At 63.1% G+C, this 14354-nt stretch carries 12 protein-coding genes; 7 read left to right on the top strand and 5 right to left on the bottom strand.

From position 1 onward, the window contains the following. Positions 1 to 58: 58 nt before the first annotated feature. The gene (locus ACBG85_RS20710) at positions 59 to 1549 is read right to left on the bottom strand and encodes an acetyl-CoA acetyltransferase (protein ID WP_217017653.1); all 1491 of its coding nucleotides are present in this window, start codon (positions 1547 to 1549) and stop codon (positions 59 to 61) included. A 139-nt stretch (positions 1550 to 1688) separates the two neighbouring features. On the opposite strand from ACBG85_RS20710, the gene ACBG85_RS20705 reads away from it, so the two are divergent. After that, entirely contained in the window at positions 1689 to 2513 is an 825-nt protein-coding gene (locus ACBG85_RS20705; RefSeq protein ID WP_063316779.1) for an AraC family transcriptional regulator, read from the top strand. Positions 2514 to 2556: 43 nt separating this feature from the next. On the opposite strand, the gene ACBG85_RS20700 is transcribed toward ACBG85_RS20705, so the two are convergent. Both ACBG85_RS20700 and ACBG85_RS20695 read right to left on the bottom strand, forming a co-directional pair. Beyond that, complete coding sequence (locus ACBG85_RS20700; RefSeq protein ID WP_064687527.1) at positions 2557 to 4314, bottom strand: ABC transporter ATP-binding protein; 1758 nt, start codon at positions 4312 to 4314, stop codon at positions 2557 to 2559. Continuing rightward, complete coding sequence (locus tag ACBG85_RS20695; RefSeq protein WP_372024626.1) at positions 4311 to 5969, bottom strand: ABC transporter ATP-binding protein; 1659 nt, start codon at positions 5967 to 5969, stop codon at positions 4311 to 4313. Before ACBG85_RS20695 ends, ACBG85_RS20700 begins: the two co-directional genes overlap by 4 nt. 257 nt (positions 5970 to 6226) lie before the next feature. Between ACBG85_RS20695 and ACBG85_RS20690 the strand changes: the two genes are divergently transcribed. The 5 genes from ACBG85_RS20690 to ACBG85_RS20670 are packed head-to-tail and all read left to right on the top strand — an operon-like array spanning position 6227 to position 11196. Further along, complete coding sequence (locus tag ACBG85_RS20690; protein ID WP_225320112.1) at positions 6227 to 7114, top strand: siderophore-interacting protein; 888 nt, start codon at positions 6227 to 6229, stop codon at positions 7112 to 7114. Next, a complete protein-coding gene (locus tag ACBG85_RS20685; RefSeq protein ID WP_003946222.1) occupies positions 7111 to 8238 on the top strand; it encodes a Fe(3+)-siderophore ABC transporter permease in 1128 nt (375 codons plus the stop codon). Before ACBG85_RS20690 ends, ACBG85_RS20685 begins: the two co-directional genes overlap by 4 nt. Beyond that, positions 8235 to 9284 (top strand): iron-enterobactin ABC transporter permease, encoded by a 1050-nt coding sequence (fepG, locus tag ACBG85_RS20680; protein ID WP_003946259.1) that lies wholly within the window; start codon positions 8235 to 8237, stop codon positions 9282 to 9284. Before ACBG85_RS20685 ends, fepG begins: the two co-directional genes overlap by 4 nt. 23 nt (positions 9285 to 9307) lie before the next feature. Further along, positions 9308 to 10159, top strand: coding sequence for an ABC transporter ATP-binding protein (locus tag ACBG85_RS20675; protein WP_372024622.1), 852 nt, complete (start codon positions 9308 to 9310; stop codon positions 10157 to 10159). Continuing rightward, on the top strand, positions 10156 to 11196 hold the full coding sequence (locus tag ACBG85_RS20670) for an ABC transporter substrate-binding protein (protein WP_054827505.1): 1041 nt from the start codon (positions 10156 to 10158) through the stop codon (positions 11194 to 11196). Before ACBG85_RS20675 ends, ACBG85_RS20670 begins: the two co-directional genes overlap by 4 nt. Before the next feature lies 1 nt (position 11197). Here ACBG85_RS20670 and ACBG85_RS20665 read toward each other — a convergent pair whose 3' ends face one another. Together ACBG85_RS20665 and ACBG85_RS20660 are read right to left on the bottom strand one after the other, a co-directional pair. Then, complete coding sequence (locus ACBG85_RS20665; RefSeq protein WP_166502529.1) at positions 11198 to 12172, bottom strand: ABC transporter substrate-binding protein; 975 nt, start codon at positions 12170 to 12172, stop codon at positions 11198 to 11200. A gap of 71 nt (positions 12173 to 12243) precedes the next feature. Next, entirely contained in the window at positions 12244 to 12882 is a 639-nt protein-coding gene (locus ACBG85_RS20660) for a TetR/AcrR family transcriptional regulator (RefSeq protein ID WP_030536301.1), read from the bottom strand. A gap of 84 nt (positions 12883 to 12966) precedes the next feature. On the opposite strand from ACBG85_RS20660, the gene ACBG85_RS20655 reads away from it, so the two are divergent. Then, a complete protein-coding gene (locus ACBG85_RS20655; RefSeq protein WP_372024617.1) occupies positions 12967 to 14349 on the top strand; it encodes an MFS transporter in 1383 nt (460 codons plus the stop codon). Positions 14350 to 14354: the final 5 nt, after the last annotated feature.

Genomic DNA, 14354 nt, shown 5'->3' with positions numbered 1-14354 from the left:
GCACCGGGGCACAACCATGCCCCGGTGCTGACGGCTGTCTACTGTCAGAACGCTACTGTCAGAACGTGAGCGTGAGTCGCCCGTTCTCGTCGCTGATGTGAACAGTTCGCCCGATCGACGGAGGGTTGTCACCGCGAAGCTGGGTCAGTTCGGCGGCATTCTCGGGACCGGTGTGACCGGCGACGCGGCCGCCGTCCGGCGTTGCCGCGATCACGAACCCGATCTCAGGCTCCCCGGTGCGGCCGTATTCGACAGAGGCCGTAACTATTTCCGCCGTGCCCGTGTAATCAGTGATCAGTTCCGGAACCTCCGCAGTTAGCGCGCGTGCGTCGGGATCACCGACGTACCCGCCAGCGTGAGCGGCGGACGACAGCAGTACGCAGTGCTGGTAGGTGAGGAATCCACCGTTGCCGTGGACGAGGGCAAGGTTCGCGCCGTCGCGAATTCGCCTGGTGACTTCAGCGACGGAATGCAGGGTGTAGCTGTTGAGCGGTCCACCGAAGAACGAGTGTCCTCCGGTGACGCTTGGGATCGCGGTATCGGGAAGTCCGAGTTCGCGGATCAACAGCTTGGGCACGATCGGGAAGCAGCTGTAGGCATCGACGATGTCGAGTGCGTCGGCGCCGACTCCGGCACCGTCGAGTGTGCGATGTACGGCGTCATGCATCGCGGCCGAGCTGTCGAAGCTGTTGCGGCTGAGTATGTCCAACGGATCACTCGCACCTGCGCCGCCCCAGAGGTACACCAGCTTGTTTTCATCGATCCCGAACTCGCGGGCCGTCGACAACGAGCAGACGACAACGGCCGCAGCCTGATTGACGAAAGGCATGGCGTTGAGCATCAGCGGGTACGGCTCGGCGACCATCCGATTGCCGGGGCCGACGGTGCCGATCTCGTCTGCCGATCGGATCTCCGACGTCCAGGAGGCGGGATTCTTCGAAGCCAGTTCCGAGAACGCGGCGTACATCCGCGCGGACCAGTCGAGCGATTCACGGGCGTCATGGCCCTCGGCAGCACTGAAACAGTTCTCGAAGAGCGGGTAGACACGAGTCGGCACGATGAAACCGGCGCGCTGCATTTCGGGGCTTCCCAGGTCGGTCGGATCGAATCCGGGAGGCCCACCGGGCGCGGCTGTCCACCCGATCGAGTCGGGGGCGACTCCGGACTTTCGCAGCGCGGTGCTGCTGGCGTGCGATTCGCCGCCCACGAGCAGAGCAGCCGAGGATTCACCGCGAGCGATGGCCGCGCCGATCCGATCGAGGAGCGCCGCGGGCCAGTGGCCACCGATCGGCGAGGTAGAGGTGACCGTGGGGGTCGCGCCTAATCGTGAGGCAAGCAGCCCGGGGAGATCGTCGTACGACCAGCTGACTGTCTTGATCGCGAACACGGAATCGATCTGTGTTCCCAGTTCAGCGTGGCCACTGTCGTTCAACGCGGCGACGGTGGCGTCGTGAATCAGATCGAGGGGTTCGCGGTGCCCGTCGGCAGGATTCCAGCGCAGATCGCCGACGCCGACGATGACCGGGATTCGTGATGCGTCAACCATCATGTACCTCTCGTTGCCGACCCGTAGCCGGGAGTTGCAGTCACGATATCGGGGACCCTGGTATGTGTAACTCTGGGGTCACAGTCAACGATTTTCGGGTTCCTATTTAGGTATGCCTAACGAAAGTCCTATACTCGTCTTCATGACAGCTGTGGCAGAGAGAATTTCGGTGCCCGTGGGGCCGCGTTCCATCGATCACCCCTACTCGATGACAACGGTGACTCTGAAGCTCTCTCATCAGCGGCAGTGGGCCCCGCATCGTCATCCTGAACATGAGCTGATCTGGGGAAACTCCGGTGGAATGCTCACGGTTGTCGCTGACGGCATCACTTGGGAGGTGCCGCCTTCGGCCGGACTGTGGCTGCCTGCCGGGGCGTTGCATGCCGTGAAGGCCGGTCCGGGTACGGAGTTCTTCTGCACCTACTTCCGGCCCGAGGCTCACGAGGCGCCGTCGGGTGTTCCGGGCTTGTTCGGTGTCAGCGCTCTCCTGCGTGAGGTACTCCTGCACATGCATCGGCGGAACATGCCCGACGAGGCGCGCAGTCGCGCCGAGCGGGTGGCCTTCGACATGTTGCAGCCGCTCGAAGTTGCTGCGGTGGAGGTTCCGATGCCGACCGATCCGCGAGCGTTGTTCGTCGCCGAAGCGTTGGTCGCCAATCCGGCAGACCAGCGGTCGCTGTCCGAATGGGCGCTGACGGCTGGCGGTAGCGTCCGTACGCTGACGCGTGTGTTCGCGCAGGGCACTGGAATGACTTTTGCGCAGTGGCGAATTCAGGTACGTGTCCGCGCAGCATTGACGTATTTAGCTGCTGGAGTGCCGGTTTCGGTTGTCAGTAGGCGGGTCGGATACGAAACTCCGAGTGCCTTTGTCGCGGTGTTCCGCCGGGTCACCGGCCGCACACCCGGCAGCATGATGAACAAGCGGAGTGTGGCGCCCGAATCGGTGCCGTACCTTCTGCACGCATGAGTTGGGTTGCACCGGGCGGAAGTGCTCGGTGCAACCGTCGCGGTCAACTCCGCGGAGCGGACCACGCTTCCCACAGCTCCGCGTACCGACCCCCGAGGTTGACCAACTCGTCGTGAGAGCCGTGCTCGACGACGCGGCCGTGGTCCATCACCAGGATCTGATCGGCGTCGACGGCCTGTGAGAGTCGGTGTGCCACTGTGACAGCAGTGCGACCCCGGGTCAGAGCGAGAGCGGCATCGTCGAGGACCCTGGCTCCGGCGCTGCCCGCTTCGGCGGTCGCCTCGTCGAGAATCAGCAGCGGCGGATCCAGTAGTTCGATTCTTGCCAACGCAAGTTGTTGGGCCTGTGTTGCGGTCAGCCGGTGTCCACCGTCTCCGACCACGGTTTCGAGTCCGTCCGGGAGAGCCCGCAGCCAATCCGACGCGCCTACGGTATCGAGCGCCGCGGTGATGTCGTTGTCGGTTGCCGACGGGTCGGCCAGCCGCAGATCCTCGGCCAACGTGCCGGCGAAGACGTGGACCTCCTGAGTCACGAGGGCCACCGCGCTCCGAGATGTCGACGGTGGCAGTTCGTTCCGGGGCACCGTCCCGATCTTCACGACGCCTTCGGTCGGTTCGTAGGTTCCCGCGATCAGCTTTGCGACTGTAGATTTTCCGGCTCCGGTAGCGCCCACCAGTGCGGTGACGGTTCCTGCCGGAATGGTGATGTCGATGTCTCGCAGAACAGGAGCGTCGCCGCTTCGGTACGAGAATGTGACGCGTTCCAAAGAAGCTGAGCTGTCGACAGGTTCCTGCGGATCGGTCGGTGCGGATGGCACGGGCGCAAGCGTGACTCCGACCAGGCGAGCCAACGCGATTGTGCCTTCCTGCAATTCGTCGAACACGCTGAGAACCGCGCCCACCGGATCGAAGAGGCGGTGGAAGAACAGGGCTGCGGCGGTGGCGGCACCGATGCTGATCTGACCGTCCTTCACCAGCCAGAAGCCGGTGATCAGCACAGCGGACAGGCCGATGAACTCCGCGATGTTGAGCCGGCCGAAGAACCTGGTGCGTAGACGCGTGGTCAACAAGCTCAGCCGGACGGCCGTCATCGATCGGGATTCGATCTGTTCGAGATGCGGCTGCGCCAGGCGAAGCGATCCGACGGTGTCGGAGTTGCTCAGCGAGTCCAGGAGCTGTTGCGCACGTGCACCTTCTGCCTCCCGCTCCTCGCGGTAGACCGGTGCCGACCTCGAGAGGTACCAGCGCAGCGCCTGGATCTGGATGGGTGCCGCGATCACCGCGGCGACGGCGAATCTCCAATCGAGGCTACCCAATCCGATCAGGGTCAACACGATGGTCAGTGCCGCGGTGGCAAAAACCGGAAGTGCTTCGGATACGGCCCGGGTCACCAACCGCACGTCGCCGGTGATGCGGGAGACGAGATCTCCGCGCCCGGCCCGTTCGACGTCGCTCTGCGGAAGGTCGAGAACCCGGACGACAACTTCTTCGCGAAGGTCGGCGACAACGCGCTCGCCGACGCCGGCGAGCAGGTAGTTGCTCACTCCGACGAGAAGGGATGAGGCAACCGCGATACCGACCAACGCGAGAGTCAGTGTGCCGATGCGAGAGACAGCGTCGCCGTCTGCGTCGGTCACGGCGTCGACCATGGCGCCGAGGACCAGCGGTGTGAGCAGACCGATCGCGGTCGCGGCGGTCAGGGTGACGACTGCTGCGATCGCGGAAATCCGGTGGGGTCCCATCAACCGAAGTGCCGCGCGCCGCGCTTGTTTCGGTGTTGCGGTGGGGAGTAGTTCGTTCACAGCTCGATCACCCGATCGCAGATATCGAGCAGCACGGGGCTGCTGGTCAGAAGTATTGTGGCGTGCGCCCCGCGTACCTCGGCGATCCCGCGAGCAATGCGCGCTTCGGTGACGGAGTCGACGGCAGTGGTGGGATCGTGCAGGACCAGGACGGGAGCTTCGCTCGCCAGTGCCCTCGCCAACGCGATGCGCTGACGTTGACCGCCGGACAAAGAATTCCCTTGCTCGGTGACTCGGGTTGCGAGGCCGAGCGGCAGTGCCGAGATCACTTGATCTGCCGCAGCAGCGGCGATGGCCTCGTCGTTGCGGCTGCCGATCGGTGCGAGGGCGTCGATGTTGTCGCCGACTGTGCCGATGAACAGTGCCGCGTCGTGCGGTGCTGCCAGAACGTGAGTGCGAAGTTCGTCGATGTGCAGCTCGTGAATGGCGTTGTCGCCGAGATGAATTGTTCCGCTCGAAGGCTCGATTCGACGCGCCAGTGCGTCGACCAACGCATCCGCCCAGGCGGCATTCTCGGTGACGATGCCGATGATCTCGCCGCGTTTGACGTCGAGATCGACTGGTGACGCTCCGGCCAACACGACGTCGTGCAGCGTCAGGAACTCGGAGTGATTCAGGGACACAGGTTCACCCGCGGGAGTGACAGCCTCGCCGGTCCCGAGAAGTGCTGCGACGCGGTTGGCCGAGGCGCGTGCCCGTGCCAGGCCGGCGCCGAAGTAGATGATGTCGATCAACGGACCGCGAAGGAACTGTGCCAGACCAACCACGGCAACGAATTCACCGACCGAGATGCTCCCGGACGCTGCCATCCGTCCGCCCACGTACGCGATGACGGCGAGGAAAGCGCCGGCGATCGCAACGTTGGCGGCGGAGTACATCGCTTGGTATCTCTGTGCGCGAAGGGTTGCTTCCAACGAAGTCCGGCTGGCTGCCCGATACCGCTGCGCTGCAGCATCTCCGGCGCCGATTCCGGAGAGGATTCGGAGTCCGGAGAGTAGATCTGCGGCTAGCGCGCCGGCCTTGGCGCCCTGCCACTGATCGGTTTCGGCTCGGCGTTCGAGCGGCCGACTGACCACCTGCATGAGAGCCAGCACCGGGGGAGTGCCGAGGATGACGAGCAGGCCAAGTGGCACCGAGATCACCAGTAGCGAAATCGCGGCGGTCAGCACTCCGCAGGCGGCCGCAAGTTTGGTGCTCAGCGTGTGCGTGAATCCGGCCACCGAACCCGCGTCGGATGTTGCAATCGAGTAGACCTCGCCCGGCATACGCCGCGGCGACATGCCGTGCGGATCGAGGCCTCGGCGCGCGATGTCCATCCGCAAGCGATGTGCTCCGTGCTCGGTGACGGAATCGGAGATGCGCGCCGCGAAGCGCCAACTGAGCAACAAGCCGGTGAAGAGAATTCCGAGAACGAGGATCCACTTTCCGAGTGCGGCGGCATCGTTGGTCGCCACAGCACGGTCGATGACCGCACCGATCACCACCGGCACCAACGCTTCCGCGACCTGGTGGCCGGTGAAGCCGACGGACGCGGCCGCCAGCTTGGCTCCGCGACCTTCGGAAGCGATCGCGCGTGTGATTACCTGACGCGGCGTGATCGCCGGGCTGGTTGGGGGACCGTTTGTCTCGGCCGAAAGAAGTGGTGTCGAAGGCACTGGGTCCACGCTAGGGATCGTGGGCGGTAGTCAGAAGTCACACCGGTGCCAATACTTGTCGTGAACAGGCCATACGTATTGCGTTGGCCGAATTGCGATAGTAGTTGGCCCCGTTGCAGCGGAGAAGGCATCGACTCATCGACGACACTGCAATAAATTAAGGTCTACCTTACTTAGCGCGGGTTAACTATGTCCGGAAGTCGGATGGATCCTCGTGTTCGGGTCCGGTTCATGTTCCATCGATGTTGGAGATTGTTGTGAGTCTTGTGTTCGGCGAGGTACTTCACAAGGAGTACGTGACCCCGGGAATGGTTCGTATCGTGTTCGGTGGGGAGGAGCTGACCGCCTTCGAAACCACCGGTACCGGTGACGAATACCTGCGCCTCCACTTCCCGGTCCCGGCTACAGGCAAGTTCGTTCTTCCGGCGGAAGATCCGGATGCACCGCGCGGTTGGCGATACCCGGAGGGAGAGGAACCGTCCCCGTGCCAGCCGTACACCGTGCGACGGTTCGATTCCGAAACCAGCTGCATGACGATCGACTTCGTCGTTCACGAGGGTGGTATCGCCAGCGACTGGGCGCAGAAGGCCGAGATCGGTGACAAGTTGGCGATCGGCGAGTCTCGTGGCCTCTACGAGCCCCCGGCCGACGCACGTTGGCAGGTGTTCGTCGCCGACGCGACTGGACTCCCCGCACTCGGGCGCTTGATCGAACAGTTGCCCGCCGGGATGTCGGCCAAGGCGATCGTCGAGGTGGTGGACGAGTCTCACAAGCAGCAGATCACCTCGTCGGCCGACGTCGAGTTCATCTGGCTGGTCGGCAGTGGCAACGGTGTTGCACCGTCGAAGTTGCCGGACGCGGTTCGCGCGATGAACCTGCCCACCGAACTCGGATACGTGTGGGTTGCAGGCGAGAGCACGATGCTCCGTGACATCCGCAAGTACCTTCGCCACGAACTGAAGTTGCCGGGTGAGCAGTACAAGGTCATCGGCTACTGGACGTACAAAGCCGAGGTGTGGAACGCGAAGTACGAGGCCCTCGACGAAAGTGTCCGCGCGGCACTCGATGCGGCCTGGGAATCGGACCGCGACGAGGAAGAGATCCGCGACGAGGTCGAGAAGACTCTAGAGAGCGCCGGCTTGTGACCGTTGGATTCGACAAGAGTGCTGTCGACAGCGGTGCGGCGGACAAGAGCGCAGTCGACAAACACACCGAAGAACTGATCGACGAGTCGCTGCACGAGAAGCAGAAGCAACCGGACGGGCTGGTATCGACCAACTCTCGTCGTATGGCGGGTCTTCTGGTGTGCCTGGTGGTGCTCGCCGCCGTGCTCCTGCTGAGTATCGCGGTGGGATCGAAGACCATTCCGTTCGGCACCGTGATCGACGCGCTGGTGAACTACGACGATTCCAATGATCATGTGATCATCCGTGATCTGCGGCTACCTCGTACTCTGCTCGGTCTGATAGTCGGTATGGCACTGGGTGTGGCCGGTGGCCTCATCCAGGCGATGACACGAAATCCCTTGGCTGATCCCGGAATTCTCGGTGTCAATGCCGGCGCGGGCTTCGCGATGGTCGTTGCCGTCGCGGTCTTCGGCTTGACCAGCATCTGGTCGTACATCTGGTTCGCTTTCCTCGGAGCGGTGATAGCCACAGCGATCGTCTACACGCTGGGCTCGATCGGTCGAGGTGGTGCGACGCCCATTCGGCTGACGCTTGCCGGTGTTGCCATCGGCTCCGTGCTCGGCGGTATCTCGTCCGGGATCACCTTGCTCAACCCGACCGCCTTCGACCAGATGCGCCAGTGGAATGCCGGCTCACTCAGCGGGCGTTCGTTGGAAATCGTTCTCGCCGTCGCACCGTTCATTCTCATCGGGCTCTTCCTGGCGCTCGCGTTGGCGCGCCAACTCAACGCGGTGGCCCTGGGTGACGATCTGGCACGTTCGCTCGGTGCCAACATCACTCGTACTCGCATCCTCGGTGTCATCGCGGTGACATTGCTGTGCGGCGCGGCGACAGCTGCGGCCGGGCCGATCGGATTCGTCGGATTGATGGTTCCGCACGTCGCGAGATGGTTCGTCGGACCGGATCAGCGATGGATTCTCCCGTACACGTTGGTGTGCTCGCCGATTCTTCTTCTCTTCTCCGACGTCGTCGGCCGAATCGTGCTGCGCCCGGGTGAACTTCAGGTCGGCATCGTCACGGCCTTCATCGGCGCTCCGGTGCTGATCATGCTGGTGCGTCGAAGCAAGGTGAGCGGTCTGTGAGCATCGATTTCGGGCGCGCCACCACGGTGGTGCGCTCACCCAAAGAAGGCTGGTCCGCGCGGATCGACGTCCGCACGGTCACAGTCTGCCTCGTCCTCGTTGCGCTTGCATTGGCCATCGGTGTCATCGCGCTCGGTAGTGGTGACTACCAAGTGCCGATCGGGGACGTCCTCGGTGCACTGTTCGGCGAAGCCCCCGCGCGTATCCACATGGTCGTCGTGGAATGGCGTCTGCCCCGAGTTCTGTTGGCGCTGATGCTCGGTGCGGCGCTCGGTATGAGCGGTGCGATCTTCCAATCGCTGACCAGGAACCCGTTGGGTAGCCCGGACATCATCGGCTTCAACTCCGGTGCGTACACGGGCGCTCTGGTGGTCATCCTCCTCATCGGTGGTACTTACTACGAGATCGCAGTCGGTGCTCTGGTGGGCGGAATCGCCACCGCAGCAGTTGTTTATCTCCTTGCGTACAAGCGAGGTGTGCAGGGATTCCGGTTGATCATCGTCGGTATCGCCATCAGCGCGATGTTGGGCTCGGTCAACACCTGGATGATCCTCAAGGCGAAACTTGACGACGCCATGGCTGCCGCAGTGTGGGGTGCCGGTTCGTTGAACGGACTCGGCTGGACTCAGGTGTGGCCGGTGGTCGTCGTGCTGGCCATCCTCGTTCCGCTGATCCTGGTGTTGGGCAGGCGGATGCAGATGCTCGAGATGGGCGACGACGCCGCCAAGGCGCTCGGCGTCCGGGCCGAACCCACGCGGCTTTCCCTGGTTGTTCTCGGCGTCGCCCTGACGGCCATGGTGACAGCAGCGGCCGGTCCCATCGGGTTCGTCTCGCTGGCGGCTCCGCAGTTGGTGAGGCGATTGACCGGTAGTGCCGGAGTGACCCTGCTGCCGTCGGCAGCAATGGGTGGCGCGTTGCTGATGGTCAGCGACTGGGTGGCGCAGCGAGCTTTCGCGCCGACACAGTTGCCGGTCGGCGTCGTCACCGTCTCCATCGGTGGCATCTATTTCGTATGGCTTCTCGCGCGAGAGGCACGTAAGCAGTGATCGGTGAAGGAACGAGGAACAGCGTGAACGAGACAAGTACGGCCGCCGTCGTGGTCGAAAGGACGAATCGGCTTCGCGCCGAGGACGTCACGATCGGTTACGACAAGCGCGTCATCGCGGAACACCTCGACGTCGAAATCCCCGACGGTGGCTTCACCGTCATCGTCGGTCCCAATGCCTGCGGCAAGTCGACGCTTCTGCGTGCGCTGTCCCGGTTGCTCAAGCCGACCACCGGCAAGGTCCTTCTCGACGGTAAGACGATCACGTCGTACCCGGCAAAGGAAGTTGCGAGGCGACTCGGGCTTCTGCCGCAGACGTCGATCGCGCCGGACGGAATCAAAGTCGCCGATCTGGTTGCGCGAGGGCGTTATCCGCACCAGAAGCTGATCCGCCAGTGGTCCCGAGAGGACGAGGCCGCCGTCATCAAGGCGATGGAAGCAACCAAGGTCACGGATCTGTCGGCCAGGCCGGTCGACGAACTGTCCGGTGGTCAGCGCCAACGTGTCTGGGTAGCTATGGTTCTCGCGCAGCAGACTCCGTTGGTGCTACTGGACGAGCCGACGACGTTCCTCGACATCGCGCACCAGATCGAGCTGCTGGAACTCTGCCGCGATCTGAACGAGAACGACGGACACACGCTGGTGGCGGTGCTTCACGATCTCAATCACGCGTGCCGCTACGGAACTCACATCATCGCGATGAAGGACGGCGCGGTGGTCGCCGAGGGCCCGCCCGCGGAGATCATCACCGAAGAACTGGTGCAGGAGGTGTTCGGCATGGCGTGCCGCATCATCGACGATCCGGTTTCCCACACACCGCTGGTCATTCCGCTGGGACGCGAGCGTCAGCGAAACATCGAAGGAGCAAAGGTATGACACTCGTCCTGGATGCGCAGGTTACCGACACGGAGTGGGCTCAGATCGTCGACCGCATTTCGCGACGCCGATTCTTCGGTGGCGCAGCTGGTGTGGCTGCAGCATTGGCGCTGAGCGCCTGCGGAAGCTCCGATGGCGAATCCGACTCTGCCAGTGACACTCTCCCGTACACGTGGGCCGAGTTCAGCGGCGACGTTCCGCGCGACCCGAAGCGTGTGGTGGTGCTCGACGGCCGCGTCGACCTCGAATTCGCGATGATGATGGACTACCCGATCGTCGGATCGGGCAACTTCTGGTTCCCCGACGCCAAGGCAGGATTCCAGTTTCCCGGCCGCACCATCGAGGACGCGAGCTTCGTCAACGTCGCCGGCGACTTCTCCACCAACTTCGAGGCTCTGCTCGCTCTCGAGCCCGATCTGATCGTCATCACTGCGATCGGATACACCAGTGACTGGTACGGCACCGAGCGCTTGTCTTCCATCGCGCCGCTGTTGGTCGTCGGCGACGACGTCGAACCGATTGCCGGGCACCCGGTCGACTGGCGAGGTGCTCTGATGGCGCAGGCGAGCCAGCTCGACCGGGTGACGATCGCCGAGGCTTCCATTGCGGAGTACGACGACAAGCTCGCGAGACTGCGACCGATGTTGCAGGAGAAGCTGGGCGGAAAGAAGATCGTGTTCGGCGTTCAGACGCCGACGGGCTTCCTTGTGCATCAGCGGAATCTGCGAATCAGTGTTGCACTCGATGCCGGCCTGGACGTGCTTTTCCGTGACGACGACAATGCAGAGAACTCGTTCGAGTTGTCGTTCGAGCAACTCGACACCTTGGCTCCGGCGGATGTGATCATCGCCCAAGCACGCGATCAGGAAGCGCTCGACGCGATCAAGTCGCAGCCGACGTGGCAGCGGTTGCCTGCAGTTCAAGCGGGCAACGTGTTGACCAGCGACGCGCGATACAACCAAGGATTTGCGCTCACCGCGGCCATCTTCCTCGACGTTCTCGAGGAAGCGGCCGGACGAATCACTGCTGGGCAGTAATTCAGGCGACGTTGCGGGCCTGGTCGAGTAGTTGTGCAACCTGCTCGAACCAGGCGCCGTAATTGGCGTAGGTGTTGGGACGCTTGTCGTCGAAGTCGATCACCTGGTTCGCGGTCACCGCGGGCAGCTTGACGAACACGGGTGATGCCGCGAATGCCTCTGCCGACTTCGCGAACTGGAACACGATGTCCGCCGGATAGTCCGGTACCTGTTCCCAGCTGAGATCGGCCCAGCCCTTGTCGCCTCCCGGACCGGTGAACTTCACGCCCAGTTCCTTCAGGTACCCGAACTGAGCGAGCGCCGTTGTGCCTGCGTACAACTCGGAGCTGTCACCGTTCAGGGCGAGGACTTCGATGTCGTCGACCTTGGCCGCAGCAGTTCGGATGCGCTCTGCACCGGATTCGAATGCTTCCTTGCCCTCGCGTGCTGCCACTGTGTCGGTGTTCCCGCCGAGTGCTTCGGCGAGTGAGGCGTACTCGTTCAACACGTCCGGTGTCGAGGCTCCGGAGAACTTGACGCCGACAAACGGTGCAACATTGTTGACGGTCTTGCCCATCGGCTCGTCCCACCAAGTCCATCGTGTCGGGTCGTCGCTGTTGCCGTACCCGATGACCAGGTCTGGGTCCAGCGCCGCAAGAGCTTCCGCGCTGAGTTCACCTTCACGGCCGACGACGGTCATCGTCGACTCGTCAGCGCGATCGGTGACGTCTGGATTGCCGACGCCGTAACCGAAGATGCCGACCGGCCGAATGCCGTAGTCCCACAGAGCCGCAGCGGAGTACGCGTCGACGACGATCCGCTCCGGGGCGTGGTCGAGGGTGATCGTGTTTCCGTATCCCGTTGTGTAACTCCAGGACTGGTCGGCAGACCTGGTCTCGGTAGAGGGCGCTGCGTCGCTACTTCCGCAACCGGCGAGTAGGAGCGTGGCGACGGCGGGTAGTGCGGCGAAGCCGGCGAGCCGGCGATTGATTTTCATGAGAACCTTCCGAACATGGCGAAATAAGCTAGGTAAGCCTAACCTGACATGTCATTCGGGTGTTCTCGGGGTCAGTTGCCCTGCCACATCTGAAGCCATTCGCTCCAAGACGGGGGAGTGATCGTTGGTCGAGGTGTTCCGCCACGAAGTCCGTCGAGCATGAAGTCGAGATAGCGCGTGTGTATTTCGGTGGCTCGATCACCCTCGATCGGCAGAGTCGGCCGCAGATGCACTGTCATGAGCATGACGTCAGCAGCAGTGAAGTCGGGCGGGACTTCGCGAGCGTCGATGCAGACGTCGACCATCGATTGCAGTGCGGCCTCCAATTCTTCGGCGGCACGAGTGACTTCGGCGTGTTCAGGTAACTTGCCGCCGAGGACCGGAATGAGCGGTCCCACTGATTCGGTGAGATATCGCGAGAAGAACGTCTTCAATACGGCTTCATCGGTTTTCGCGGTGCTCATGCACTCTCGGGCGAGGGTGGCGAGGTGGTCGATCGCCCAGACGCGCAGGGATTGCGCCAGTTCCTCCTTGCCTCGGTATCGGCGATAGATGCTGCCTACTCCCACTCCGGCCCGGGTGGCAATTGCCGATACCGGTGCATTCCAACCCTGTTCGGCAAAAATCTCGCGCGCTGCTCGCAGTACGGTGACGTCGTTGTCTGCGGCTTCTCGGGCGCGTCCGGGGAGGCTCGCATTCTCTTTCGCCATTCCCACAGGCTAGCAATGCATGGTTTACTCAATCGGAACGGAGTGTTCCGTTCCGATTCGATTCATGATTGGAGGAAGGTGTCGATGACAACCTTGGCGGAGGCGCCCACGCGATCCGGGAGCCGGGTGATCGCCGCGCTTGCGGGGGCGGTACTCGTCTACTCGCTCATGCAGACCATGCTGGTACCGGCGTTGCCGGTGTTGGGTGAGCATTTCGACACGTCCGTGGCGGTGACCGGCTGGATCCTGACGGCGTACCTGTTGGCGGCCGCGGTGATGGCTCCGATAGTCGGCGCGATGGGTGACCGATTCGGCGACAAGCGAGTCCTGGTGATCGTCCTGATCATCTTCGCTCTCGCGACATTTGCCGCGGCAGCCGCCCCGAATATCGGGGTGCTGCTTGTCGTTCGAGCTGTCCAGGGAGTGAGCATGGCGAGCTTCCCGCTTGCGATGGCAGTACTGCGGAGAACGGTAGTAGGTCCCGAGTTGTCTTCAGGGATAGGTTGGCTCGCTGGGACTTTGGGAATCGGTGCCGGAAGTGCACTGGTGATCGGCGGTGTCATCCTCGAGTATCGCAGTTGGCAGTGGTTGTTCGTGATCACCGGGATCTTGATCGTGCTCGCATTGGTCGCAGTGGTGGCCGTGGTTCCGGGCTCGCATCGCCGCCCGGGTATGCCGACGGACTGGGCCGGTGCCGGCGCTCTGGCGTTCGGATTGGTGAGCCTGCTATTGGCGATCACGAAAGCCTCCGACTGGGGAGTTTTGTCGCTCGGATTCTGGGGTCTGGTGGTAGTCGCGTTCGTTTCGTTCGCGACACTGATTGCCGTCGATTCCCGCCACGACGCGCCGATCGTCGACATGCGAGTTTTTCGGGACAAGCCGATGATGATTACCAGCGCACTCACCCTGGTGTTCGGGTTCGTGCCGTACATTTTCTATCTCTGTCTGCCGCGGATCCTCCAGGCGCCGGAAACGTCCACGTATGGAAGCGGATTCACCGTTGTGCAGACCGGCTTGGCGCTCTTGCCCGCCGCTGTCCTCGTCTTTCTCGGTGGCCGCTTGACGCCGGCTCTCGCGCGGCGATTCGGGCCGCGGGTGCCCGCTGTCATAGCGCTGGCCCTCATGGCGGCGGGCGCAGTCGGACTCGCGATCTGGCCGAGTTCGGTGGTTGCGATCGTGGCGTTCTTTTCCCTCGTCGGATTGGGGAACGGCGTGGGGTTCGCGGTCTGTGCTCTGTTGGTTGCCTCGATCGTCCCGCCATCGGAAATGGCAGCAGCCAGTGGAGTCAACAGTGTGATCAGAACCGTCGGTTCGGCGGTGGGCGCCCCGGTGACCACAGCGGTCCTGGCGATCGGCATTTCCGGCGACTCGTTCGCGCTGGCGTTCGTGATGGGTGCCGTCATCAGTGTTGTCGCCTGTCTGCCGGCGATTGCACTTCCAGCGACGAGGACTGCACAAAAGGCGTGACTTAT

The organism is Rhodococcus sp. NyZ502 (assembly GCF_041464245.1).
GTDB lineage: Bacteria > Actinomycetota > Actinomycetes > Mycobacteriales > Mycobacteriaceae > Rhodococcus_F > Rhodococcus_F qingshengii.
Note: the sequence above shows the minus strand (reverse complement) of the source record. Positions and strands in the feature narration are given on the sequence as shown.

What these genes read in the sequence shown, in the direction of transcription:
- ACBG85_RS20665 (WP_166502529.1), bottom strand. Translation starts at nt 12,172, where the DNA reads ATGAAAATCAATCGCCGGCTCGCCGGCTTCGCCGCACTACCCGCCGTC.
- ACBG85_RS20710 (WP_217017653.1), bottom strand. Translation starts at nt 1,549, where the DNA reads ATGATGGTTGACGCATCACGAATCCCGGTCATCGTCGGCGTCGGCGAT.
- ACBG85_RS20660 (WP_030536301.1), bottom strand. Translation starts at nt 12,882, where the DNA reads ATGGCGAAAGAGAATGCGAGCCTCCCCGGACGCGCCCGAGAAGCCGCA.
- ACBG85_RS20655 (WP_372024617.1), top strand. Translation starts at nt 12,967, where the DNA reads ATGACAACCTTGGCGGAGGCGCCCACGCGATCCGGGAGCCGGGTGATC.
- ACBG85_RS20705 (WP_063316779.1), top strand. Translation starts at nt 1,689, where the DNA reads ATGACAGCTGTGGCAGAGAGAATTTCGGTGCCCGTGGGGCCGCGTTCC.
- ACBG85_RS20670 (WP_054827505.1), top strand. Translation starts at nt 10,156, where the DNA reads ATGACACTCGTCCTGGATGCGCAGGTTACCGACACGGAGTGGGCTCAG.